Origin of the sequence: Streptomyces sp. NPDC005393, from assembly GCF_040606675.1 — a bacterium.
Classification (GTDB): domain Bacteria; phylum Actinomycetota; class Actinomycetes; order Streptomycetales; family Streptomycetaceae; genus Streptomyces.
The window spans coordinates 32,790-55,662 of sequence record NZ_JBEXFG010000030.1; the positions used below are offsets into that span (position 1 = coordinate 32,790).

Genomic DNA, 22,873 nt, shown 5'->3' on the forward strand with positions numbered 1-22,873 from the left:
GTGCCGTGAGATGCCCGGTCGGCGGTCACGATTCGTCCTCGTCTTCCAGCTCGTTGACGAGCGGTACGAGGAGCGGGTGGACGGAGAAGCCGGACGCGGGGCCGGGGCCAGCGTCGTATTCGGCTTTCAGGGCCTGGACGGCCGACTCCGGGATCTTTCCCAGGCTCCGGAGCAGGCCGGTAATGCGTGTGACCGGTTTGGTGAAGCCTCTCAGGGAGCGGTTTTCGGGGTACTGGCAGATGTCGTAGACGCTCTTGGCGTCCGCGACACCGTCCATCTCGGCGGCGTACTTGATGACGGCGACCCTGTCCTCGTAGTTCTCGTAGGTCAGCCGGTCGAAGAGTTCCTGGAGCGCGTCGGTCGTCCAGCCCCCGTAGGTTCCGTCCTCGGCCCCGATCCGCTCGACGCGTTCAATGTCCTCGACGGACCCCTCCTGGAGACCGAACTCCAGGATCGGTGCGGCGACCTCCAGGAACCGCTTGGGCGTGAGCATGAAGAGCCGTCCGCCGCCCCGGGTCCTGAGCTCCTCGGTCAGTTCAGGCCGGGGGCCGCGGTTGAAGCCCTGCTCCTTGCGCCACCAGTCCTCCTTGACGTCCGCCGTCACGAACAGCACGTCGCACTGGCGGCCACCGGCCTCCCGGAGGATCTGCTCCCACACGAGGTAGTCGGCGGCGGCTCCCACGCCCTCCTTCGTCTTGTCCATGTAGCCCGGGGGCAGCCGCTTCTCGACGCGGCGCATGCCCTCCGCGATCGCCTTGTCGTGGTCCTCCGGACTCAGCGGAGCGCCGACCCGGCCGTTGAGCGCGGGCTCCAGTTCCGTGATGACCGGATCAGTGCTCGTGTCGTGGGTGATGTTCTGCCACTCGCCCTCGCCGACCTTGACGATCGTCTCCTGCACGTCGTCGAAGACCTCGTTCAGCTGACTGCGCAGACGGTCGGTCTCCTCCTCCGGCAGGGCCACGCGATTGGCCCAGGTGCGCAGGGTGCGCTCCGCCTGGGCCGCGTGACCGGCCATGTCCTCGGCGGCCTGCGCACCGGACGACCGTGCGTCGCTGAGGGTGCTCTCACGGTTCCGCCAGAACTCCACGAGGACCTGGTGAGGCACCCACAACCGGTCCTCCACGGCGCCGAGCGCGCGCAGCAGGTCGCCGCGTGCCTGCTCGGTGTAGCGGTACAGGTTCAGCAGGACGTTGGCGTCGGGGGCGACCAGACCGTGGGTCAGTACGGAGGTGAAGTCCTCGGTGGTCGAGGTCCGGAAGGCGCCGAAGTCGTCGAAGAGGCCTCGGTTGTCCGCCCCAGCCGTCGCGTCCTCTTCCACTGCGCCCCCGTCGTCACCGTATGTCGCGTCCGAGGGGCGTCCCGTCCCCTCGTGTTCGCCTGCCGGGACCGTAGCGTGTCGAAGGCGTCCGTCGGAAGTGAACGGGGAACCCTCGCCGATCTGTTGGCCAAGGCGTCCTGTCAGCTGGACCGGTGGCTCACCGTGAGGCGGGCTGCCGGGCGAGGTGAGAGCGGAGGGCCGTGAACAGGAACCAGGACCTGATGGAGGTCACCAGTGGGCAGTCCCGGGTTCGTCGACCTTGTTGATGATCTTGTACATGTACTCGCGGACGGTACGGGGATCTTGCCGTCACGCGGGGTGATCGGAAGTCGCACGACGCGTCGTCGCCGCCGAGTTGCGGAGGGCGGCCCGGCTGACCGAGGCGCTTGGAGACCCGTTGCCGCGTCGGTGCCGTTAGCCTGTGGGTATGTCAGAGCGTGTCATGCCCGGTCGCACGGACGGCCTGATCACCCTGGGTGCCGCGGACGCTCTGTGGGTCGATCTGACGGCCGACAGTGCTGTGCCGACGGCTTCTGGGGCATTCACCTCCTCTCCTGCCCATGCCCGGCTGGGGTACGTCCTGCTCGGCGGCCATGTGGTGGCGACGGTGAGGGCGAGCGGCGGTCAGTGGAGTGTCCCGGAGGGTGAGGTGCGCCGGGCGGCCGCGGAACTGAACGCGGTGGGGATGGACCGGCAGGACCTGGTCCGCATCGGTCCGTTTCGTGGGGAGCCGAGGCAGGAGTGCGACGAGGAGACGCCGCTGCGTTGGCGCCGGCGCATCACGGGGGAACTGCAGGAGCTGGGCGGCCCCGAGCGGGCAGCACGACGTGACCTCGGCCGGCCGTACCATCTGGCGGGGATCGACTGGCGACAGATGCTCGTGGAGCAGACCCGCGACGGGACGCAGCGGACGTGGTGGCTGCCGCGCGCTGTGGTCAGGCTGCTCGACGCGGCCGAGCACACCGAAGCGCAGTGGGTGCAAGCCGCGCGGACCCGCCGGGCAAGCGCAGCCGCCACCGAGCCGCCCTCCCACCCCCGGCGGGCCCGAGACGCCGACGGTCGGCAGACGACGAGCCCCGAGGGCCCCACCGCCTCACCGCGCCCGTACAACGCAGAGCTGGAAGGCCAGCTGTACTCGGTGCTCAGCAGGAAGCCGGGTACCTCCGGCAGGGTGGCCGGGTGGGCGTGCGCCGTCTGCCGCGGCGCGCCCGCCGCAGTCCTCGACCACTGCCACGAACACGGCTACGTCCGCGCCCCCGTCTGCCAGTCCTGCAACACACTGGAACGTCCCGACCACCTGTACAGCAACGACATCCGGGTGGCGAACCGCTACACACGCCTCTTCCACACCGACACCGACGACTGGCTCCGCCACTGGCACCGCTGCCCCGGCTGCCGCGCACGCACCACCCTGCCCCTGCCGCACCTCGCCGCATGGACCGCCCACATAGCCTGCCGATCGCTGCGCCCGACCCACCGAGCCCCCCGCGGGCGCAAGCCCTGCGGTGTCCTGCGCGTGTTCTGGACGGGCAGTCAGAACGCCCCCCGTTCCTGCCTGCTCACTGTCGCCGTCGACTGCTGCCCCTCCGGCGAGCACCGTGTCCTGGCGCGAGTCCCCTACCGCGAAGCCGCCGAGCGGTTTCGCATCTGGTTGGCCGAGACGGCCCCTGCCGTGGCCGCCGCGGCCGGTCCTGACCGCTTGGACGGCCTCCCCGCCCAGTCCCGGCCAGTCATCGCGGACACCAGCGGCGAGGGCCTGGCACTGTTCTGAGCGGGCACCGGGAGACCTGACACCCCAACGTCACCCCGCAGCCGCAGGCCCCCGACACGGTCACCCCGCACGCCCGGCGAAACGCGCGGCAGAACTTTTACCGGGACTCTTGCACAAAGCCCAGGCGTTCACCCCGGGGGTGAACGCGTCTCACTCCGGGGCTGCCGATCTCGGCGGCGAGCTCAGCGACGATCCACGTACGGGACTCCAGGGACGTGACGCGGCCGCACTTCATGGTCGGGCGTGACGGTTGGGCACGGTTCGTGCGGTACGCGGCGGAGGGCTAACGTCGGTTGGCCGTTGGTGATCGGTGGGATTCCTCCGGAAACTCGCCGAGCCTGGCGAGGACCTCATGGGCCAGTGCCCGGAATTCCTTGAAGCAGGTCTTCACGTACTGCTGGGTGCTGCCCAAGGCGCCGTCGGCCGGTCTCAGGTCGAACATGGGCTTGCGTGCGTCGTGCGCCAAGGGCATCAGGCTCCGGTAGTTCCGCAAGGTGGCGATGCGGTGGAGGCCGCCGCATAGCCATGCAGCGCAAAGGCCCGCCCATGCGCTACGAGGGAGGCGCACGGGCGGGCCGGTCCTGCGAGGTGGGTCATGCAGGCGGTCGGACGTGCCAGGTTTCGTTTGCCGGGTCGTCCAACCAGGCGCGTTGTCCGTGCGCCGTGGCCGTGAGTCCGAACCGGGTCAGTTCGGGAGACCCCTGGTCCTTCCACCAGCGGTAGGCGTCGGTCACCTCGTCCCACAGACACCGGGGGCCTGACTGCCAGACGGACGCATGCCGCTCCCCGTCCTGGAACATCACGCACGCCCAGGACTGGTCTGCCAGGCCGTAGAACCACACCGGTCGCTGTCCATCACGCTTGTCCGCCACGGATTGGCGACACTGGGGCACCCGGAGGCCGAGCACGAACGGCAGGTCTGAGAACCGGCCGGTGACGAACTCCCCCTCCGTGATGTCCGTGGTGGTCTGCTCCGCGTCCTCCAAGGGGCCCGCCGACAGGTAGTCGGCATGGTGGACCGTGGGGCCCCGCTGCGCGCGGAGTTTCATGAACTCCACGGAGCGGGTGAAGGGGCCCACGGCCTCATCCCCGGTGACCTCCAGCCGGACCATGGCGTCCGCATTGGTGTACAGCGTCCCCCACGGCGCGAGGATCGCCCCGCCGGGCCGGGTCTGTTCGATCCACACCGGGGGCACGCTGCGGACGCCGACCGTTGCCAGGATGCGGTCATAGGGAGCCGCGTCCCGGTGGCCCTTGAACCCGTCGCCCACGACCACGTGGGGGTACAGGCCGTGTCGGCACAGCCGCTCACGGGCCACCCCGGACACGGACGCGTCCACCTCGATAGTGGTCACGTTCTCGCCGCCCAGGCGGTGGGCCAATGCGCCGGCCGTTTCGCCCGTGCCCGTGCCCACGTCCAGGACGCGCATGCCCTCCTCCACCTCCAGGTCCTGGAGCAGGGAGTAAACGACGGACGGCATGGACGATGAGCTGGTGGACAGTTTCCCCGGACCAGGGCCCAGGTGGGCCCCGTCGTCCCACTGGGTCACGATGGGGACGTTGCTGTCCGCAGCGTCGTACCAGGCGTCCGGGTCCTCCCGCCGGTCGGCGGGGACACTCGCGCGAGCCTTCATGTCGTAGGGCCACATAAGGTCCGGGAGGAACAGGGCCCGGTCCACGGCCGCGAACGTCGGCTTCCAGTCCGAGGACAGTGCCCCGGAATCCATGAGGACCCGCCCCAGTTCCTTGCGGCTGGGGCGGTCCGTACGTAGAGCGTCGGTTGTCACTTGCGGTGCTTCCCGTCGCCCTCCGGGCTGGAACCGTCGGGGCTCGGCGGGTCCTGCGGAGGCTGCCAGGGCTGGCCGGGTGCCTTGTCGTCGTCGCCGCCGTCGGCGCGCAAGTCGATGCGTACCCTCATCGTCGTCTCACCGCTCCTGTTTGGTAGGTCGTGCGTGAATGATCCGCCCTGGAAATGCCCCAGCACCCCCAGGGCGGGCCGCTTACGGTCCGGACGACGCGATGGCCACGCCGATGACCGGCCCGCACGATCCCGCCACCATGATGATGAACAGGACACCCGCGTACCGGCCTAACGCCCGGATCATTTCCCCCACCGATCGCCGGAGTTCTTGACCGCGAGACGTGCGCTCAGTTCCTCCCGCGCGGTCACGGGACGCACGTTCACGGCGTCCCACTCCCGGCCTCCCTCCAGCGGGCGGAGCATGTACCGCCCGGCCCACTCGCCCATCAGGACGCCCACCTTCTTGGCGGACAGTCATAGGCGAGCCGACCCACTTCCGGCACATCGCTACCGGCCGTCGCTTCCTGGGCTCTCTCGGTAGTTGCCATGACCAGCACGTTAGAGACGGAAGAGGAGCCACCCCAAGGGAGTTCCACGGAGTTCCACGCAGATCACTCCAGGGCGTTGATGGCTGCTGTGATCAGGGCCCGCGCTTCGGCTCCGTAGACCGCCAGACGGGAGAACTCCCCGAACGCCTTCAGGTACTGCCTCACCTCGGTGGGTGCGGTCACGTTCACTCGTGCAGTCAACAACTCCGCTTCCGCCTGTTCGTCGTCGTAGACGGTGAACGTCTCGATCATCCACATGCGACGTTCGGCGGAGAACGGGATCACGCCCAGGGACACAGACGGGAACGCCATGGCGGACAGCAGATAACCCAACTGACCTGCCATCGTCTCCGCGTCGCCTACGCGGTGCCGTAGGACCGACTCCTCCAGGAGCAAGGCGAACCGGTGGTCTCCCTCGCGGACAACCCGCGCCGACCGTGCCAACCGGGCCTCCACGGCCTCCGCCACATCGTCCGGCGTCTCATGGAACTGGCTGATGGACCGTAGTAGCGCCGTGGCGTACTCGTGCGTCTGAAGGACGCCAGGGACGACGTTGGCGCAGTAGGTCCGGAACACCCGGGTGCGTTCGTAGAGGGAGACATAGGACTCCTGGAGCCTGCGCAGACCGGTGCGCTGGACCCGCCGCCACTCCACATACATGTTGTCGGCGGACCGGGCCGCCGCAATCAGGTCGGCGGCCTGGTCCTCCGCCTGGCATGCGGCGCACCATCGGCGTATGTCGTCGTCCGATGGTGGGGTTACGGCGTTCTCCAACCGGGAGACCTTGGACTTGTACCAACCGGCCCTCTCGGCCAGGACACGGCCGGACAGGCCCGCGTCCCTCCGGATCTCCCGGAGCCGGTCGGCAACCGCCTTACGGGCTGCCTGGACGCTTGATGACGGGGACGCGGGCATGTACTGATCGGTCTATCGGATCTTGTAGTCCTCGTGCGGTGTCGCACGCTCCCACACAGCATCGAACGCGGAGGTGCACAGCTTCGCCACTTCAGGACGCTCGTCCAACTCCGGCCCAGCCGAACCGCCTTCACCGGTGAAGTGGTTCCACATGACCAAGCGGCCGTCAAAGAGCCAGAAGTCATTCCCCGGGAGTGCGATGTCCGACGCCTGGCGACGCGGGAGCCACCGGACCAGCTCCCCGGCCGCCACGTTCTGGTACGTACAGGCGTTCTCATATCGGATGTACTCGCTCACCGGCTCGGACACGATGCGTGCCCGGCGGAACACCACGCCCCGGGCCGTCGCCTCGCGGACCCAGGTATGGAAATCGTTCCACCAGGTGGCCGGGTCCGGGTCGGGCCGCCAGCCGGACCGCCACCTCTCGAATTCGGCCGCCTCCTCCCCGATCCCGTAGGAGTCGCGCATCTCCAGATGGACGGCTGAGTGGTGTGTGTTGGCGAGTAGATCAGTGAACGCCAAGTCGGTCTGCGACATCACATGCCTCCCTGAGTGCGGGCACCATGCGGATGGGCAGCCGTACCACTGCCTCCGTCGCCGGGATCGGGCCCGTCTCCCGGCACTGGGCCAAGAGCTGTTCCCCGGCCTTCCAGCCCTGAATGACGATCTCTTCCGCTTCGTCGTCCACCCAGGCCGTGGGGCACTGCGTCCCGTTGGTGTTCGGGTCTTTCGCGATGAACCGTAGCGCCATGGCTTCTCTACCCTCCTGTGGGTTCTATGACGTTCCACGACCATCACCCGGCCGACGGAGGCCGTCAAGGGCGTCTGGAGCCACGAAGTTGGCGAGCGTGGTCACTCGGGGCTGACGGCCGCCTGAGCGCTCCGTAACCGGCTTCGGCACACCAAAGGGCCCCGACCAGTTCCACGCGGGGAAGGTTCGGGGCCCTTGGGGTGCGCAGCGAAAGCCCTGTTACGGCCCACTCCGGCGTACGACCCGAGACGGCATCCGCCCAGGCCAGGGGGGCGCGTGTGGCGTCGGTTCGGGTCTCTCACAGACCTTGGAACCCGTACAGAGACAGAGTCGCTATCACGTTTCGATGTCCGTGGAGGCCGTCAGGGGTCATACCCCACCCCCTGGGCTTCCCGGCCCGGCGGGTGACGCCGGGAACCCAGACTTCAGGCGGCCCGGCCGGTCGTCTCTCGGCCGCATGTAGCGAAACTCCCGCATGCGGAGGCGCACCAGAGCGCGGACCAGGAGCGTGACCCGTACGGTGCGTCAGCGTACGGGCACAATCGGTGGACGGTACGGGGACCTTGCCGTCACGCTGGGTGAGTCGATCGCAGGGAGTAGCGCGCGTACGTACCTGGAGGTGGCCGCGTATGACGAACGGTGTCGGTGAGAGTGACGGCGACGACTGCCTGACGGGCTGTGAGGTGGAGCGGGAGCCTGATCCCTCCGACAGTCTGCGGACCTTCGGCGCCGTCGTCCAGGCCCTGCGCGAGCACGCCGGGTACAGCAGGGCCGAGTTCGGTGACCTGGTTCGGTTCTCCAAACACACCGTGGGGTCGGTGGAGTTGGGGAGGCGGATGCCGGACGAGGCGTTCGTGGAGCGGGCGGAGGAGGCGACGGGGAACACGGGGGCGTTACGGAAGGCGGCGCGGTATCTGACGCGGGGGGAGGCGGGGCTGGCGGCCTGGTTTCGGCGGTGGGCTCGGTTGGAGAGGGTGGCGGTCAGTCTGTGTACGTATGAGTGCAGGCTGGTGCCGGGGTTGTTGCAGTCGGAGGGGTATGCGCGGGCGCTGTTCGAGAACCGGATTCCGTTGCTTACGGATGAGGAGTTGGAGGCGCAGGTTGCTGCGCGGTTGGAGCGGCAGCGGATGCTGGACGAGTGGCCGACGGTGCCGTTCAGCTTCATCATCGAGGAGTCTGTGTTCCGGCGCAGGCTGGGCGGTGTCGAGGTGCTGCGGGACCAGCTGAACCTTGTGCTGGAGCGCACAGCGCTTCGCAACGTGACGCTCCAAGTCATGCCTACGGACGCCGAGTTCCATGCGTGCATGGATGGTCCTCTACGACTCCTGGAGACCCCGCAGGGGCGGCGGCTCGCGTACTCCGAAGGCCAGGAAAACGGCCGGTTGATCTCTGACCCAAAAGAGGTGAGCCTCCTCTGCCAGCGCTATGACACACTGCGCTCGCAGGCCCTGAACCCCAAAGACTCACGGAGCCTGCTGGAGCGACTGCGAGGAGAGCTATGAGCACGACGGAACTCGCCTGGTTCAAGTCCAGCTACAGCGGCAGCTCGGGCGACGACTGCGTTGAGGTCGCCGTCACCGAACAGGCCATATGCGTCCGGGACTCCAAGGATGTGACGCGTCCTCACTTCGCAGTCGGGTGTGAGGAGTGGTCGCGGTTCGTGGGGTTCGCGGCGGGGTCCTGAGCCGCGTCGTCCCGGCGGTCGCGTGGTCACGTTCACCGCCGGGACACCTCACTGTCAGTGGAGGTCGGGTCCGCCCGCCTCGGCTATCTCGTCGAGCAGACTGATCTCCTCGTCGGCGTCGTCCGGGGCCGGTGTCGGGAAACGATCCGGATGCCTCCCCGTCAGCGAGATGCGGGTACTTCTCCAGGAGGAACCGCCGCCGGTACGCATCTCGGCGGTGTCGACGATCCCCTCCAGAGTAATCCAGTTGAGGGTGCCTCCGACGAGGACCCCGACTGCGGGTACCGCCTTGCCGAGCCCCTTCTTGGTGAGGCGAAAGCCGAATGCCTTGGCGAACTGCGCGGAGACCTTGGCGACAACCGCGTCGTTCAGGACCTCCCACGTCTTGCCGCGGAAGAGTGCTTGGGTGAGCCGCGAGATGTCGGCCATCGCGGCGTTCTTGGCGGTAGCCGAACTTGCCGTCCCGGCGTTGACGACAGACATCACGAAGAGCTTCTCGGCAGGCTCCTCGGGGTCGTAGCCGTAGAACAGCGAGACCTGGCCGACGGCGCGGGACGCGAGTCCGAGGACGACTGCGGTATCGGCAGTAAAAGCGCCGACGATCGCACCCCCCGAAGGCGCTGCCGCGGCGCCGGCGGAGGCGGCGATGACGAGCTGTCCTCCGGAGATCACCAGCCCCGCACCCGCTCCCGAGAGCGCCGCGACGGCCGGGTAGTACCGGCTCGCCGCCCGTCCACGGACCGCGTCGACCTGCTCGAGGTCGAGGCGGCGCAGGTCGGGCAGCGACGCGACGTCGCGCCCGCGCTTCTTGTGGAGCGCCACCACGCGTTTGGAGGAGAGGCCCGCTCGCGACGCCCGCCCCACCGTCTGCCGTATGGACTGAACGGCAGTGCCGCTCCAGCCCGGCAGGGCGTCGGCGGCTCCGCGCGCCCCAGCGCCGACCGTTTGAGCGCCCTTGGCGACGAATTCCTGTCCACGCGAAAGCGCCGACTTCGCCCGTGGGTGGTTCTCCAGTTGCTTCGCGGCACGTTTGCCGAGTTCCGCGACGCCGTTGGCCACTTGCTCGCCGGCGTTTCTCATCGCTCGTGACAGTGGGCGGCCCTTGAACTGCTAGACGGCCTGCCATGCCGCGAGCTCGTAGTCCGAGGGCAGCTGATCGGGCTGCTGCGGGTACTGCGGGTTACTCATGGTCCGTGGCGCTCCTGTCTCTGGGGCGAGTTGTCAGGCGGGGTGGCGGGGGCCGTGGCCGGGGGGTGGAGTGAGGGTGGAGGTGTAGTTCTCGCCGTCCACGAGGGGGTTGTCCAGGCTGAGGCCGGCGGTGGCCATGCGGTCGTACTCGGCGAGGGCTGGCCGCGTCCGCGTCCAGCAGCAGTGTCGGCAGGCCGAGGACGACGGCGTAGTACAGGGAGATAAACCAGGCCGAGGTGGTCTAGCAGCCGGTGGGAGTCGGTGGAGGCCCAGTCGGCCGAACGGGCGAGAGGTCTGTTGTTGTGGTTCTGCCAGGTCGTTGTGGTGTGGCACGTGGGGTCGTCTCGCAAGGACGTGGACGCCACCCAGGCCCGCTAAAACCACGGGTGGTGTCCGGAACCGACCTCCAAACGGTGCCAGCGAAGCCTCCAGGATTTCCGGTCCTGGAGGCATTCGTATGTCTGGCTCCGCTCTGGAGGCAGGCGTCCCCATCGCAGCTCGACCGGGGTCGGAGCGGAGAGCCGTAGAGATCGACACTACCGATCGACGCACTGCCAACTCAGGTTTCTGGGAGGCAAGTTGCAGAGGGATAGCCTCTGACTGCCTCCGAGCGGCCCGGGTCGAACCGGGGCGAATCAGAGCGTTTTCCTCTGACTGCCTCCGATCGCCTCTGCAGCCCGTCCTAGCAGGTCACAGCCGTTTCGGCCTTCATAAGCCCCGGTCAGAGGGGTGCGCCGAAATTACCGCTGTTACGAGGACGATCACTTCATCGCGGGCGCGATGGCCATGCCCTGGATCTACGCCGGCCGCCGCTGGGTCGCCACCCGCGATCTCCAGCTGCTGCGCTACCCGGAGAAGTCGGCGGTCGCCCAGCCGGTGACCGCGGGCTGCTATCTCTCCGTCTACCGGCCTCACCGAGGGCCGCCACGCGGAACACCTGCGGTGGACGGTCGGGATCAACCAGCGGCTGAACCGGGACGGGCGGGTCCACCAGGGCCGTACCCATGTCTTCACGGCCTTCCAGGATCATGCGGCGACCGTCTACCGGGACGGGGCGGCCGGTCCGCGCGACCATCACGCCCTCGACCATCCGTACGCCGGGCTGGTCGTCGAGGTCATCGACAGCGAGAGCCCCGAGCGGCGGGAGGAACTGCTCGCCTGGCTGCGCTCCCGCCATCTGCCGGGACGCCTGGCGGGCTCACCCGCCGCGATGGTCACCGTCTTCCGGCCGACACCGCTTGCGGCGGACCGGATGGCGTACGTCAAGCAGGTCGAGGGGGTCGGCACCCGGCTGACCCTGCTCTGGTTCCTGGAGCGGGATCCCCGGGAATGCTGGGAGGGATATTTCACCGGTCTCGACACCGATGTCATAAGCGCTGGACCAGGCCATGTCGAATTCGTCGCGCCGTTCATTCCGACGATTCCCGGTACGGACCACTACGTCGACCGACTTCGCTGAAGCTGAAATGCAGCGAGCCCTCTCGGCAGGGACGGCGGCCGGTCGGGAGGGCTCGGTGGCATTGCTGCGGCTTCACGCCGCCGACCGCGCTACCGCGGTCCGGCGCTACGAAGATCAGTCGAGGTCGTAGGCGCCACGGCTGACGTCGGACACAAAGGCCGACCACGACGCGGGGGCGAAGCCGAGGGTCGGTCCGTGCGGGTCCTTGGAGTCGCGCACGGCGATCTCGCCGGCGACCGGGGAGGAGATTTCCACGCACGCGCCGTTGCCGGCCGAGTACGAGGATTTCACCCACATACTCGTCTTTCCCTGCTGAATGGACACGGTTGCTCCGATGCGTTTTGTTGACGAGGTGCACTCCTGTTTGGAGGCGAGACCGACGTTACTCGGCAACATCGTCCGGAAAGTGGGCCATTCACTCGACCGGATGGCAAATTCCCCTGGCCCCTTCCGCGGGGCGGTGCGGAGGTGTAGCCTCCGCCCCTTCGGTATACCTGAGGCAGAGGCAGAGGCAGAGGCAGAGGCAGAGGCCGCGCCGTCAGCCCTCCTCGTGCCGGCGCGCGTGGTCCTGGGCCACCTCGCTGATGAACTGGCGGCTCTGGTCCACGTTCAGCGCCTGGGCCCGCAGATGCTCGTACATCATGCTGTAGCTCTGCACATCGGTGAGCTTCTCCAGATAGAGGTCGCTGGTCACGCCCTCCAGGTAGACGACGCTCGTGTCCGACTCGTCCGAGAACTCGAGGATGGTGAACTGCCCGCTCATGCCCGGATGCGAGCCCATCCCGAACGGCAGCGCCTGCACGGTCACATGCGGCTCATGGCTCATGCGGACCAGATACTCCAGCTGATCGCTCATGATCTTCGGATTGCCCACCATGCGCCGCATCGCCGCCTCGTCCACGACGGCCCACAGCCGCAGCGGGCTCAGTGGATCGGTGATGCGCTCCTGCCGCCTGAGCCGGACCTGCACCCGCTGGGCGATCTGCTCCTGTGGAGCCTCCGGCAGGGCGCCGCTGATGACCGCCTCCGCGTACTCCGGGGTCTGCAAGAGGCCCGGGAGCACCTGGGGTTCGTAGACCCGCAGGGACGCCGCGTCCGTCTCGAAGCCGATGTACACGCTGTACGGGACGTCCCCGAAGGCGTTCCACCAGCCCTGCTGGCGCGACTCCTTGGCCATTTGCATCAGGGAATCGACCAGCGCCTTGTCCTCGACCTTGTAGGCGCGGCACAGATCGCGCACATCGCGCTGGCTGATGCTGCGACGCCCGTTCTCCAGTCGGCTGATCTTCGACTGGGAGACCATCAGCTCCTCCGCCACCTCCTCCGCCGTCATGCCCTTCTCCTGGCGGAGCCTGCGCAGTTCCTGGCCCAACCGGCGTCGCCGGACAGTGGGGCCGACGTTCGATGTCACGGGACGTGCACCTCCGGCTTCATACTGCTGATTTCTGCTGTTCAGCAGCCTGCCACTACCGGACGGGGCCGCGCTGGGAAATGGCCCCACAGAGGCGCACTAACGCGCGCGCGGGGTGGTGGGGCGGCCGGTCGTCCGGGTCGGCCGTCCCACCACCCCGCGCTTCAGCGGCTCCCGAACCGGATCGGTGGGGACTGCGGTGCGGTCGGGTGGAGCGGTGTGGTGCACGGTGTTGGTGCTGATACCGCTCGATGCTGCGTGAATCCTGCTCGGTCGTGCTCTGCGCCCGGACGGTGCCGGAAGGGCGCCCGCCGCCCTGCTGACGGGCTGGTGGTGCGTCGGTGCCCCGAGGGGCCCCGAAAGGCTTCAGCGCGCTCCGACGCGGTCCATGCTCCCGCGGCGGGACGGCTGGGCCGGAACCCCGACCGCGGGCTCCGCTGTGGCCCGTGCTCCCGGTTGTCGGCCCGCGGCCGGTGCGCGCCGTGGCTGCGCCGCGACACCGTTCTGCACGTCCATCACGGCGTGCGCCACAAGACCGCCCATCGGGTCATGCCGAATCAGATCCCGGAGCCTGGAGCGCGAGGAGCGCCCCTCGTTCCCGGGATACAGGTGCTTGCCGAGCCCGACCGCATGGGCCAGGGCGGCGAGCGCGGCGGTCCGCGGGTCCGGCGGTACGCCGGTACGGATCGCACTGTCCAGCCGGTTCTTGATCTCCCGGCTGATCGCCGTGTCCGTCGCCTGGTAGCGAGTCGTCGGCAGTACCCCGCACATATGGCCCGCCACGGCATGCACCATGCCGCACCGCTCCAGGTGCGTGAGATACGTCTGGCGCAGCCCCAGTCGGGGCCCGCCGATCCAGTGGACCGCGCGAACCGGACTGCCGCGACGGCGCAGCAGTTCCAGCGCGGAGTCCAAAGTCGGATCTCCGGTCGGCCGTGGCAGCACCACGGCGATACGATCCCCGTCAGGGGCTATCCGTCCGGCCAGAGCCAGCTCTACTAGCTGTGCCCCGGCAAGACCGAGGTCGAGCGACTGCGGCTGCGCCGTGGTACCCGTGGTCGGGTCCAAAGCGAGCAGCAGAAGCTCCTCCGGAATTGTTCTGCGGCTCCTGCCCATCCATGCCTCCCCGCGTGGATGAATGACAGGGTGACCCCTCTCACATTGGTCTGTCGAGAGTGCCTGGTGGATTTGAGTGGGAACCGGTAGGTATGTCGTTCTCGTCTAGCAGGTGGGCGAGTACCTGAAAGCACTCTCCGGCGGTGGTGTTGCGCGGCTGCGTGCCGGACAGACAGGACACTGGTAGAGGTTGGGCTGCGGGACGTGACGACACAAGGCGTGGGGCGTCCCGCGACACATTTCGAGGAGGCATCGGTGGCGGGCGAGTCCCCCGGCAGGTCGGATCAGCAGAAGTCGTCGGGGGAGACGGCTCGGGGAGACCGCGATCCGCGGCTCGCGGTCTCCCGCGAAGGGGAGGCGGCCGGGGGCGCGTCGGCGGTCGCCGTCGCGCCCAAGGGCCCGGAGGCCGAGCCCGAGCCGGCTTCCGACGAGCCGAGCGCGGGGCCGGAAGCGGAGACCGAAGTGGAGCCGGAGGCCCCGGCCGCCGCGGGCGGTGACGAGGCGTCCGGTGTTCGCGATGGCGAACGTGGCGGCGATTCCCGGGCGTCGGAGGCAGCAGAGAAGGCGGACGCGAAGGCCGAACCGGAGGCCGGGTCGGAGCCGACGGAGAGCGCCTCGGGCCTGCCGGCCCGCCCCATGGCGAACGGCGGCGAGAACGAGAGCGAGACGTCGGAGAGCGAGGCCGACTCGGCGGAGAAGGCCGAGAAGTCCAGCGCGTCGGATGAGTCGGATGAAGGGGACGTACCCGAGGGGCGCGATGCCCGGCTGCGCGAGGCGGTGGCGGCATGGGTCGCCACGGCGGACGAGGACGACGAGGCGGGTACGGACGCCGGCGCCGGTGCCGATGAGGCAGTCGCGGGCAAGGACAAGAAGGACAAGGACGACGACAAACCGTCGATCGATCAGCGGACCGCGGTGTTCCGTACGGTGAAGCCGAGGCCCGCCGCCGACGACGAGCCCAAGAACGGCGAGCCCAAGAAGGGCGACGCGTCCGACGCGGACGGCAGCGCGGACGACGACGCCCCCGCGCGGCCGGTCGACCGGCCCACGGCCGCCTTCGGTGTGCTGCGGGAAAAGGATTCGGCCGGGAAGGGCTCCGCCAGGGGCGACGACGCGGACAAGCCCGCCGCGGACAAGAAGAGCGAGTCCGAGACGTCCGAGACGTCCGAGACGAAGGACGAGGGCGGCACAAAGAGCGAGGCGGGCGAGAAGGGCGTCGATCAGCCGACCACCGCCATCAAGGCGATCGGCGCGCCCGGGAAGAAGACGTCCGAGAAGAAGGCGTCCGGCAAGACGGCGTCCGGCGAGGCGGCGTCCGGCAAGGCGACGTCCAACGAGAAGACGTCCGGCAAGAAGCCCATCGGCGAGTCGGACAACGAGCGGACCAGCAAGTTCGTACCGCTTCGGTCTGCCGACGCCCCGGCCCCGACGAAGCCGTCGGCCCCGCCCGCGAAGCCGTCGGCCCCGGCCCCGACGAAGCCGTCGGCCCCGCCCGCGAAGCCATCGGCCCCGCCCGCGAAGCCGTCGGCGCTGCCCGAGACCGAGCGCACCAAGCAGCAGCCGCTGCCGCCCGCGACGCCCGACGGGAAGCAGCCCGCGCCGCTCGATCTGCTGGCGCAGCTGACGAACACCCCGCCCAAGCCCGAGACGCCGATGCGTACGGCGGTGCGGCGGGTCAAGATCTGGACGCCGCTGGCCCTGCTGCTCGTCGTCGTCCTGGGCGTCATCCAGGCGGTGCGGCCGCTGCCGGACCCGTCCTTGAAGCTCAGCAGCGACGACACCTATTCCTTCAGCGGTGGCAAGCTCTCCATGCCCTGGCCCGGCCAGGGCCAGTCCGCGGCCGAGGTCGAGGGCGTGGGCAGCCTGGGCATCTCTGGGGACCAGAAGCCCGTGCCGATCGCCAGTGTCACCAAGGTCATGACGGCGTATGTGGTGCTCAGGGGCCATCCGCTGAATGCCGACCAGAAGGGTCCGTCGATAAGGATCGACGCTCAGGCGGGCAAGGAGGCCGGGTCCCAGGACGAGTCGCGGGTGCCGGTCAAGGAGGGGCAGACCTTCACCGAGCGCCAGATGCTCGAGCTGCTGCTCATCCCCTCCGGGAACAACATCGCCCGGCAGCTGGCCCGCTGGGACGCGGGGTCGCTGGACACGTTCGTGAAGAAGATGAACGACGCGGCCAAGGACCTGGGGATGACGAACACCACCTACACCGACCCCAGCGGTCTGAAGGAAACCACCAAGTCCACCGCGCGGGACCAGCTGAAGCTGGCCAAGGCGGCGATGCAGTCCGAGGCGTTCCGGGCCGTCGTGGCGACGCCCAACATACAGATCCCCGGCCTCAAGGACAGGATCTACAACAACAACAATCTGCTGGTGAAGCCCGGTGTGGTCGGCATCAAGACCGGTTCGTCGACCCCGGCCGGCGGTGCGCTGATGTGGGGTGCGGAGCGGACGATCGACGGCAAGAAGCAGCGGATCCTCGGCGTCGTCCTCGAACAGCGCGCGACCACCACGCTGGACGCCAGCCTGCAGCTCGCGCAGACGAACAGCTACAAGCTGATCACCACCGTGCAGGATGCCCTCACCTCGGCCACCGTCATCAAGAAGGGCGATGTCGTGGGCCAGGTCGACGACGGTCTCGGCGGTACGACGCCGGTCGTGGCCACCAAGCACCTCACGGCGGTCGGCTGGGCCGGTCTGACCGTCGACATCAAGATCACCGACGGCGGTAAGACCGTTCCGCATGCGGCCAAGGCGGGCACGGTCGTCGGCGAACTGACCGTGGGCACCGGCCCGGGGCAGCTCAAGGCGCCGGTGGCCCTGCAGAGCGACCTGTCCGAGCCGTCGTTCGGCTCAAAGCTGACCCGTATCGGCTGACCCCACGGGGCATCAGGGGTACGGGTTGTGACGACCGGCCCCGGCGCGCCACCCGCGCCGGGGCCCGGGGCAGTTGGAGGGCCCGTGCGTGCTAGCGTCGCGTCCGTCCCCGGCCTCGACCCGCCGCGGCGAGCCGGGGGAAACCGGGACGGGGTTGCGGGAAGATGGGGGCAGATCTCGGGGGAAGACGGGGAGAGCCGCAGTGACCACCGTGGATCCGACACGGGCTGACAAAGGCGGAAGCTCGGAGGAGAGCACCGCCGCGCGAATACACCTACCCGCGCAGCGCTGGCCTGCCGAGCCGACCGGCCCGGCGGAGGCGGAGCGCGGTGGTGAGCAGGGTGTACGGAGCGGGCTGCTCCGGCGCGGCTGGCAGACCCTGCGTCATCCCGTCCCCGCCGCCCTGGCCGCCGCCGCGCTGCTGCATCTGCTGTGGGTGGCGCTGCTCGCGAACAGCGGTGGTGACCTCGCCGCGCAGGACGCGTGGGCGGAGTTCGCGCTCCAGCACCCGGACTCGGCGTACAACCTGGCCTGGTACGGGGGGATGCACCCGGTCTCCTACAGCGTCATCTCGCCGTATCTGATGGCGGTCCTCGGCGTCCGCTCGACGATGATGATCGCCGGGACGCTGACCGCCGGGCTGCTGGCGCTGCTGCTGGTCCGCAGCCGCGCCGTCGCCCGGCCGCTGTGGCCCGCCCTGTACGGCGCGTTCGCGCTCACCTGCAACGCGATCTCGGGGCGGGTGACCTTCGGGCTCGGCGCGATGTTCGGGCTCGGGGCCGTGGCCGTGATCTTCGCGTGGCCCGCGAAGTGGCGGTCCCGGCGCTGGCATCACCGGTTCGGGCGGTTTCTGCTGGCTGCCGTGCTGGCCGCGCTCTCGACCATGTCCAGCCCGGTGGCGGGCCTGTTCGTGGGGATAGTGGCCGCCGCCCTGTGGCTGACCAGGCGGCGCCCCGCCGCGTACGCGCTCGGCATCACACCGGTCGTGGTGGTGGGCCTGTCCGCATGGCTGTTCCCGTTCTCCGGTGAGCAGCCGATGTCCATCGGGTCGGTGATCCTCCCGTTCGTCACCGGCGCCGCGATCTGTCTGTTCGCCCCGCCCGAGTGGCCGACGGTGCGGGTCGGCGCGGGGCTCTACTGCCTCGGTGTGGTGCTCGCCTGGCTGATCCCCTCTCAGGTCGGCACCAACATCTCCCGCCTCGGCATGATCTTCGGCGGGGTGGTGCTGATCGCCGTGGTGCCCGCCGTCCGCAGACCGCCGCGCGCCGAGCTGCGCACCACGAGCGCGGGCCGCCGCTGGACCGGGCTGGTGCTGGCCCTGACGACCGTCACGGCCTGGCAGGGGGTCAAGACCGCCGACGATGTCATCCACACCACCCCTTCCGCGTCCTGGGCCCGTGAACTGGCCCCGCTGATCGACACCCTGAAGCGGGAGAAGGCGGACCGGGGCCGGATCGAGGTGGTCCCGGTGCGCAGCCACCGCGAGTCCTCCGCGCTCGCCCCGTACGTCAATCTGGCGCGCGGCTGGAACCGGCAGCGGGACCTGGACCGCAACCCGATCTTCTACGGCGAGAACACCCTCACCCCGGCCGGCTACCACGAATGGCTCAAGCGCTGGGCGGTGCACTATGTGGTGCTGCCCGCCGACGACCCGGACACCGCCGCGGAGCAGGAGGCCGACCTGCTGTCCACCAGGCTGCCCTATCTGCGGCAGGTGTGGTCGGACGCCAACTGGAAGCTGTACGAGGTCAAGGACCCGACGCAGATCGCCGACCCGCCGGCCACGGTGGAGCGCGCGGGCGCCGATGAGCTGGTGCTGAAGGTGCGCTCCGAGGGCCCGGTGCTCATCCGCATCCCGTACTCGCCGTGGCTCGGCCTGGTGGACGCCGACGGGCACAGCGTCAGGGCGCCGAAGGTGAACGGGGGCGAGGCGCTGCCGGTCAACCGCGAGGGCTGCCTCACCAAGCAGATCGAGGGCGGTGAGGAGGGCCAGCCGGAGGACGAGTGGACCGTGCTGCACGCCCCGCGCGCCGGCACCTACCGGATAGCGGGCAAGTACCAGCTGCCGCGCGGCACGCCCTGCCCGGACGAGATGGCTCCGCAGGCTGGGGGCACCTCCCAGCGGTAGCCGGCAAGTGAGCCGAAGGGGCGCGCCGCTGTCGAAAGGGAGAGCGCGCGCAGGCCGCGAGGGCTGCGGTCGATATGCGGCTACCGCCGCGCGAGTGGCCGAGCACGGTCGACCGTCGACCGGGGGTCCCCCCGGCCGAAGGCTGGGGGAGGCTGGAGCGCCCCGGAGGCGAACCGAGCCGCGAAAAGGGGCCGCTGATCAGCCGCAGACCGTCGACAGCCATGCCTGGCCCGGCCCCTGGCGGATGCTCGTACGGACCTTGTCCAGGCTGGTCAGCAGCCGGTCCGGTTTCTTGCCGACATCGCTGAGGTAGGCCAGCGCGGCGCGCTGGAAGGCGAGCCGCATCCGGGTGGGCATGGCGTCGGAGGCGTCCAGGCACAGTGAACCGGAGTCCTTGAGGGTCCGCGCGATCCGCCGGGCGACCCCGTCGTCGGGCTGGACGCCGACCGGGACCTCGTTGTTCGCGAAGAACGGGCGGGTGCCGTTGCCGGTGGGTTTGGCGGCCCACGCCGTCTGGGCCTTCGCCGAGGCGAGGAAGTCCATGAGCTGTTCCGACTGCGGGGTTTTGCGGAACATCGCCGCGAAGTCCCCGGACACCTCCCGGGCGGTGGAGCGACGGTCCGCCTGCGGGAACAGCCCGGCGGAGAACACGAAGGAGGCGCGGGGGCGGTGGGAGGCGTCATAGGCGCCGCGGATGAACGATCCCTGGTGCTCCAGCGCGCACGGGGGGTTGGGGGCGAACAGCTTCTTTCCGGCGTCACGGAAGTCGGTGAGCAGCGCGGTCCGCGCGGTGCTGGTGAACAGGGAACCCCAGGTCTCCCACGCACGCTTGACCCGGGGGTCCGTCCACGGCAGACCGCCCGTCGCCCACGCCTGATAGACGGCCTTGCCCTGCTGCTGGAGCAGGATGTCCTCGATCCAGTCGGTGCCCGGCCAGCCGGAGGTCGCGTCGCCGCCCATACCGGCGCACCACTGGCCGCCCCGGGTGGCGAGGGCGGGCAACTCGCGTTCCTGGTGGCGGTCCTTGTCGTACCAGACGATGCTCTTCAGATCGGCCTTGATCGCGATGCCGTAGACCGCCCCGTCCCCGCGCGGTGCCGGCTTCCACAGCGGGCCGTAGGCGTCGAGCCGGCCCGGCGAGAGCACCGTGTCGAGCTGGGTCAGCATGTCCGCGTAGGCGGCGAGATCGCCGGGGCTGGGCAGCACGGCGATGTCCGGTGGGGTGCCCGCCTTGACCTCCGAGGACAGGACCTCGCGCAGCGCGGTGGTGCCCTGGTAGTCGACGCGGATCCCGTACCTGGCGGTGAATCGGTCGAGCAGGGCGTGGAAGGCCGCGGCCTCCTGGCCGGTCCAGGAGGCCAGTACGGTGACGCTCGCGTTCGACTGACGGCCGCGCATGTCGCCCGCGCCGACGGCGCTCAGCACCACCAGCCACAGCCCGAGGACGGCGGCGGTCACATTCCGGGAGCGGTGGGCGGCGCTCATCGGGACTGGAACCGGTACTCGTCGATGCGCGGCTGGAGCCCGATGAGGATCAGGGCCGCGAGCACCGCGCCGCCCAGGGGTATATAGCCGACGGCGTCGGCCCGCCAGCGTGTGTCCCGCATGACATGCGCCACCTTCTTGGCGGTCGGGCCGCCGTTCCTGCCGATGCCGGTCTGGTGCAGGCTGTGCCGCGCCGAGACCAGCCGGTCCTGTGTCTGATTCGTGAAGACGGCCAGCGGCACCACCGAGATCAGCAGCGCGGTGGCCGCGACCAGCCAGGGGTTGACCAGCCGGCGGAAGCGGTGCCGCAGGAACCGCTGGGTACGCACGAGCAGCACCGCCAGCGTGCCGAACAGCACCGGCACCAGCACCCACCAGGCGCACCCCAGCAGCCATCCGAAGGAGGTCTGCTGGTCGAGAAGGGCGAACTGGCGGTCCTGGATCTTCTTGAGCCGGGCGAGGATGCCGTCGCCGTGCCGCTTCAGCATGGTCTCGGCGTAGCTCAGATAGGCGTCGCGAAGATCGTTGTTGGTCCGGTTCACATACGCCTGCTCGATGATGTCGCTGTACGAGGAGACCAGCCCGGCGATGGTGAGCAGCGACTGACCGGCCGACGTGCCGCCGGTGGTGCTCTTGACGGCCTGGGCCAGGTTCTGATTGGCCGTCGACAGCGCGTCGCGGTAGTTCTCACCCAGTCCCTCGACGTCCGAGGTGGACCCGCCCAGGCTGAGCTCGGCCGTCCGGTAGGACTGGGAGAGAGCGTCGGTCGCGGCGGCGACCTGCAGTATGGCGGGCGTCGACTCGTCGCTCACCGCACGGGAGTTGCGGCTGACGCCGTAGTACGCGGCGAGCAGCGCGGCCACGGCCACCGCCGCGACCACGAGCAGGGCGATCAGCCGGCGGACGAGAAAGGCGCGGGTGCCGCTCATGCCGCGCCGTCCGTGCCGTTCGTCCTCTCGGCGCGCAGCGGGGTGTCGCACCGCTGGCAGAACGCGGCGGCGGCGGGCGAATGGCGCTCGCAGACCGGGCAGATGCGATCCGGGCCGGGCGGCGCGGCCGTCTCCACGGGCAGGACACCGGTGAAGCGGACGCTCTCCTCCGAGAGGATCATCGCCGAGTTGAGGTCGAGCGGGCGGATCGGCTCGCGGATCCGTACCTCGCCGGTGGCGGCGTCGACGATATGGACCAGCCCGCGCAGCCGGTCCAGTGTCTTCTCGTTGCCCAGCTCATGTGCGAGCCGCACCGCCCGCCCCCACTGGTCGCGGGCCTCCTCCCGGTCGCCCGCCTCGTACGCGTCGCAGCCCGCGGTGATGGCGTGGCCCAGTGCGGAGTTGGCGTCGTAGTGCGCCAGCCGGGGGTCGATACGGGACGACAGCAGCAGATCGTCCGTCCACTGGACGAGCACGGACTGCGGCTCGGGCAGCGGCAGGGTGGCGTCGCCGTCCACCGCCAGGTCCACGGCGGCCAGTTCGACATCCTCGTCCGCCGGGTCGCCGGCCGGATCGGCGAGGACGCACACCTGGTACTCGCGGGTCTCGTCGCCCCACGCCTCGGTCCGGCACTCCCAGGTGCGCTCGTCGGGCCGGGTGCCCTCGTCGGTGAGGTCCACCCGGGTGGGATGGACCTGCTTGACGAAGCCGACCCGGCTGCCCGCCCTGGTCCGGATCCGGATCCGCACCCCGGCCAGCGCCTTGGCCATCGAGGCGCTCACCATCTCCTCGAACTCGGCGGCCAGCGCGGAGTCGTCCAGGACCGCGTCGGCCTTGCCGTGCAGCCGCCGCACGATCCTCTTGAGCTCGGCGGCGTCCCAGCCGTCGCCGATGCCCCGCGCGTCACAGGTGAAGCAGGGGGCGCAGGCGTCCAGCACCTGATCCAGATAGCCGGGGTCGTCGTGCTCGTTCCTGCCGTCGGTGAGCAGCAGGGTGTGCCGGATCGCGGCGGGCTCGCGGAGATGGAGCCGGCGGGCGAGATCGAGCCAGGAGCCGATCGCCGTGCCGCCGACGGCCGGCAGCCGGGCCGCGACCCGGGCGGCGGCGGCCTTGGTGTCGGGTCCGGCGACCGCCATGCCCCCGGTGAACGGATAGACGACCTGGGCCTGTTCGGTGCCCTCGACGATCGCGAAGCGGGTGCCGTCGCGCAGTATGCCGACGGCGGTGGCGGTGGCCCGGCGCGCCGCCGCGATCTTCGTCGGGGGCCAGCTCATCGAACCGGAGCAGTCGATGACGATGACCTCGGACGCGGCGGTACGGGCCGCGGCCGGGCCGAGCCCCCGGGCCTCCACGCTGAGGACGGCATGCATCTCGGTGCGGCCCGCGGCGGCGGGCAGATACTTGTTCTGGTGCGCCCGCAGGGTGATGGCAGCGCCCTCGCCCGTCCCGGCGACGGCGCTCTGTCTCGTACGGTCCGCTCTCATCTGATCCC

General features: G+C 69.7%; 19 protein-coding genes and 2 pseudogenes. 7 read left to right on the forward strand and 14 right to left on the reverse strand.

Annotation, left to right across the window (positions count from 1 at the left end):
• Nucleotides 1-25 precede the first annotated feature (25 nt).
• Nucleotides 26-1,318: a PIN domain-containing protein gene (locus tag ABZS71_RS23195; RefSeq protein WP_356213090.1), complete on the reverse strand. Its 1,293-nt coding sequence runs from the start codon at nt 1,316-1,318 to the stop codon at nt 26-28.
• 427 nt (nt 1,319-1,745) lie between these two features.
• Between ABZS71_RS23195 and ABZS71_RS23200 the strand changes: the two genes are divergently transcribed.
• Nucleotides 1,746-3,089 (forward strand): endonuclease domain-containing protein, encoded by a 1,344-nt coding sequence (locus ABZS71_RS23200; protein WP_356213093.1) that lies wholly within the window; start codon nt 1,746-1,748, stop codon nt 3,087-3,089.
• Nucleotides 3,090-3,280: 191 nt separating this feature from the next.
• Nucleotides 3,281-3,376: pseudogene (locus ABZS71_RS23205) on the forward strand (DUF397 domain-containing protein); the annotation flags it as partial.
• On the opposite strand, the gene ABZS71_RS23210 reads toward ABZS71_RS23205, so the two are convergent.
• The 6 genes from ABZS71_RS23210 to ABZS71_RS23235 form a co-directional block, all read right to left on the reverse strand.
• Nucleotides 3,373-3,555: a hypothetical protein gene (locus tag ABZS71_RS23210; protein WP_356213096.1), complete on the reverse strand. Its 183-nt coding sequence runs from the start codon at nt 3,553-3,555 to the stop codon at nt 3,373-3,375. The pseudogene ABZS71_RS23205 and the gene ABZS71_RS23210 overlap by 4 nt on opposite strands.
• A 127-nt stretch (nt 3,556-3,682) precedes the next feature.
• Nucleotides 3,683-4,876 (reverse strand): methyltransferase domain-containing protein, encoded by a 1,194-nt coding sequence (locus tag ABZS71_RS23215; protein ID WP_356213099.1) that lies wholly within the window; start codon nt 4,874-4,876, stop codon nt 3,683-3,685.
• On the reverse strand, nt 4,873-5,007 hold the full coding sequence (locus ABZS71_RS23220; RefSeq protein ID WP_355854327.1) for a hypothetical protein: 135 nt from the start codon (nt 5,005-5,007) through the stop codon (nt 4,873-4,875). The genes ABZS71_RS23215 and ABZS71_RS23220 overlap by 4 nt, the downstream gene beginning before the upstream one ends.
• 494 nt (nt 5,008-5,501) lie before the next feature.
• Nucleotides 5,502-6,353: a helix-turn-helix transcriptional regulator gene (locus ABZS71_RS23225; RefSeq protein WP_355854333.1), complete on the reverse strand. Its 852-nt coding sequence runs from the start codon at nt 6,351-6,353 to the stop codon at nt 5,502-5,504.
• A 12-nt stretch (nt 6,354-6,365) separates the two neighbouring features.
• The gene (locus tag ABZS71_RS23230) at nt 6,366-6,890 is read right to left on the reverse strand and encodes a DUF6879 family protein (protein ID WP_356213102.1); all 525 of its coding nucleotides are present in this window, start codon (nt 6,888-6,890) and stop codon (nt 6,366-6,368) included.
• Entirely contained in the window at nt 6,862-7,104 is a 243-nt protein-coding gene (locus tag ABZS71_RS23235) for a hypothetical protein (protein ID WP_355854339.1), read from the reverse strand. The genes ABZS71_RS23230 and ABZS71_RS23235 overlap by 29 nt, the downstream gene beginning before the upstream one ends.
• A gap of 629 nt (nt 7,105-7,733) precedes the next feature.
• On the opposite strand from ABZS71_RS23235, the gene ABZS71_RS23240 reads away from it, so the two are divergent.
• On the forward strand, nt 7,734-8,606 hold the full coding sequence (locus ABZS71_RS23240) for a helix-turn-helix transcriptional regulator (protein ID WP_356213105.1): 873 nt from the start codon (nt 7,734-7,736) through the stop codon (nt 8,604-8,606).
• The gene (locus ABZS71_RS23245; RefSeq protein WP_355854345.1) at nt 8,603-8,788 is read left to right on the forward strand and encodes a DUF397 domain-containing protein; all 186 of its coding nucleotides are present in this window, start codon (nt 8,603-8,605) and stop codon (nt 8,786-8,788) included. Before ABZS71_RS23240 ends, ABZS71_RS23245 begins: the two co-directional genes overlap by 4 nt.
• A gap of 54 nt (nt 8,789-8,842) precedes the next feature.
• Here the strand turns inward: ABZS71_RS23245 and ABZS71_RS23250 are convergent, their stop codons facing one another.
• Entirely contained in the window at nt 8,843-9,868 is a 1,026-nt protein-coding gene (locus ABZS71_RS23250) for an EcsC family protein (protein ID WP_356213108.1), read from the reverse strand.
• 858 nt (nt 9,869-10,726) lie between these two features.
• Between ABZS71_RS23250 and ABZS71_RS23255 the strand changes: the two are divergent.
• A pseudogene (locus ABZS71_RS23255) lies at nt 10,727-11,435 on the forward strand (hypothetical protein); the annotation flags it as partial.
• A 114-nt stretch (nt 11,436-11,549) separates the two neighbouring features.
• On the opposite strand, the gene ABZS71_RS23260 reads toward ABZS71_RS23255, so the two are convergent.
• From ABZS71_RS23260 to ABZS71_RS23270, 3 genes are all read right to left on the reverse strand, one after another.
• A complete protein-coding gene (locus ABZS71_RS23260) occupies nt 11,550-11,759 on the reverse strand; it encodes a DUF397 domain-containing protein (RefSeq protein ID WP_355854351.1) in 210 nt (69 codons plus the stop codon).
• Nucleotides 11,760-11,973: 214 nt separating this feature from the next.
• On the reverse strand, nt 11,974-12,846 hold the full coding sequence (locus tag ABZS71_RS23265; RefSeq protein WP_355854354.1) for a helix-turn-helix transcriptional regulator: 873 nt from the start codon (nt 12,844-12,846) through the stop codon (nt 11,974-11,976).
• Nucleotides 12,847-13,212: 366 nt separating this feature from the next.
• Entirely contained in the window at nt 13,213-13,962 is a 750-nt protein-coding gene (locus ABZS71_RS23270) for a GPP34 family phosphoprotein (RefSeq protein ID WP_355845515.1), read from the reverse strand.
• Nucleotides 13,963-14,217: 255 nt separating this feature from the next.
• On the opposite strand from ABZS71_RS23270, the gene ABZS71_RS23275 reads away from it, so the two are divergent.
• Together ABZS71_RS23275 and ABZS71_RS23280 are read left to right on the forward strand one after the other, a co-directional pair.
• Nucleotides 14,218-16,839, forward strand: coding sequence for a D-alanyl-D-alanine carboxypeptidase (locus ABZS71_RS23275; protein WP_356213111.1), 2,622 nt, complete (start codon nt 14,218-14,220; stop codon nt 16,837-16,839).
• 202 nt (nt 16,840-17,041) lie between these two features.
• Complete coding sequence (locus ABZS71_RS23280; RefSeq protein ID WP_356213114.1) at nt 17,042-18,967, forward strand: MFS transporter; 1,926 nt, start codon at nt 17,042-17,044, stop codon at nt 18,965-18,967.
• A 198-nt stretch (nt 18,968-19,165) separates the two neighbouring features.
• Here ABZS71_RS23280 and ABZS71_RS23285 read toward each other — a convergent pair whose 3' ends face one another.
• Genes ABZS71_RS23285 through ABZS71_RS23295 form a run of 3 tightly spaced genes read right to left on the reverse strand, consistent with a single transcriptional unit; the run spans nt 19,166 to nt 22,865 of the window.
• Nucleotides 19,166-20,452, reverse strand: coding sequence for an ABC transporter substrate-binding protein (locus tag ABZS71_RS23285; RefSeq protein WP_356213117.1), 1,287 nt, complete (start codon nt 20,450-20,452; stop codon nt 19,166-19,168).
• Nucleotides 20,449-21,381 (reverse strand): hypothetical protein, encoded by a 933-nt coding sequence (locus ABZS71_RS23290; protein WP_356213120.1) that lies wholly within the window; start codon nt 21,379-21,381, stop codon nt 20,449-20,451. Before ABZS71_RS23290 ends, ABZS71_RS23285 begins: the two co-directional genes overlap by 4 nt.
• A complete protein-coding gene (locus tag ABZS71_RS23295; protein ID WP_356213123.1) occupies nt 21,378-22,865 on the reverse strand; it encodes a VWA domain-containing protein in 1,488 nt (495 codons plus the stop codon). Before ABZS71_RS23295 ends, ABZS71_RS23290 begins: the two co-directional genes overlap by 4 nt.
• Nucleotides 22,866-22,873: the final 8 nt, after the last annotated feature.

Bases quoted from the DNA above. Each gene is read 5' to 3' on its own strand.
- ABZS71_RS23200 (WP_356213093.1), top strand. From the start codon at position 1,746: ATGTCAGAGCGTGTCATGCCCGGTCGCACGGACGGCCTGATCACCCTG.
- ABZS71_RS23220 (WP_355854327.1), bottom strand. From the start codon at position 5,007: ATGAGGGTACGCATCGACTTGCGCGCCGACGGCGGCGACGACGACAAG.
- ABZS71_RS23225 (WP_355854333.1), bottom strand. From the start codon at position 6,353: ATGCCCGCGTCCCCGTCATCAAGCGTCCAGGCAGCCCGTAAGGCGGTT.
- ABZS71_RS23230 (WP_356213102.1), bottom strand. From the start codon at position 6,890: ATGTCGCAGACCGACTTGGCGTTCACTGATCTACTCGCCAACACACAC.
- ABZS71_RS23235 (WP_355854339.1), bottom strand. From the start codon at position 7,104: ATGGCGCTACGGTTCATCGCGAAAGACCCGAACACCAACGGGACGCAG.
- ABZS71_RS23240 (WP_356213105.1), top strand. From the start codon at position 7,734: ATGACGAACGGTGTCGGTGAGAGTGACGGCGACGACTGCCTGACGGGC.
- ABZS71_RS23245 (WP_355854345.1), top strand. From the start codon at position 8,603: ATGAGCACGACGGAACTCGCCTGGTTCAAGTCCAGCTACAGCGGCAGC.
- ABZS71_RS23250 (WP_356213108.1), bottom strand. From the start codon at position 9,868: ATGAGAAACGCCGGCGAGCAAGTGGCCAACGGCGTCGCGGAACTCGGC.
- ABZS71_RS23270 (WP_355845515.1), bottom strand. From the start codon at position 13,962: ATGGGCAGGAGCCGCAGAACAATTCCGGAGGAGCTTCTGCTGCTCGCT.
- ABZS71_RS23285 (WP_356213117.1), bottom strand. From the start codon at position 20,452: ATGAGCGCCGCCCACCGCTCCCGGAATGTGACCGCCGCCGTCCTCGGG.
- ABZS71_RS23290 (WP_356213120.1), bottom strand. From the start codon at position 21,381: ATGAGCGGCACCCGCGCCTTTCTCGTCCGCCGGCTGATCGCCCTGCTC.
- ABZS71_RS23295 (WP_356213123.1), bottom strand. From the start codon at position 22,865: ATGAGAGCGGACCGTACGAGACAGAGCGCCGTCGCCGGGACGGGCGAG.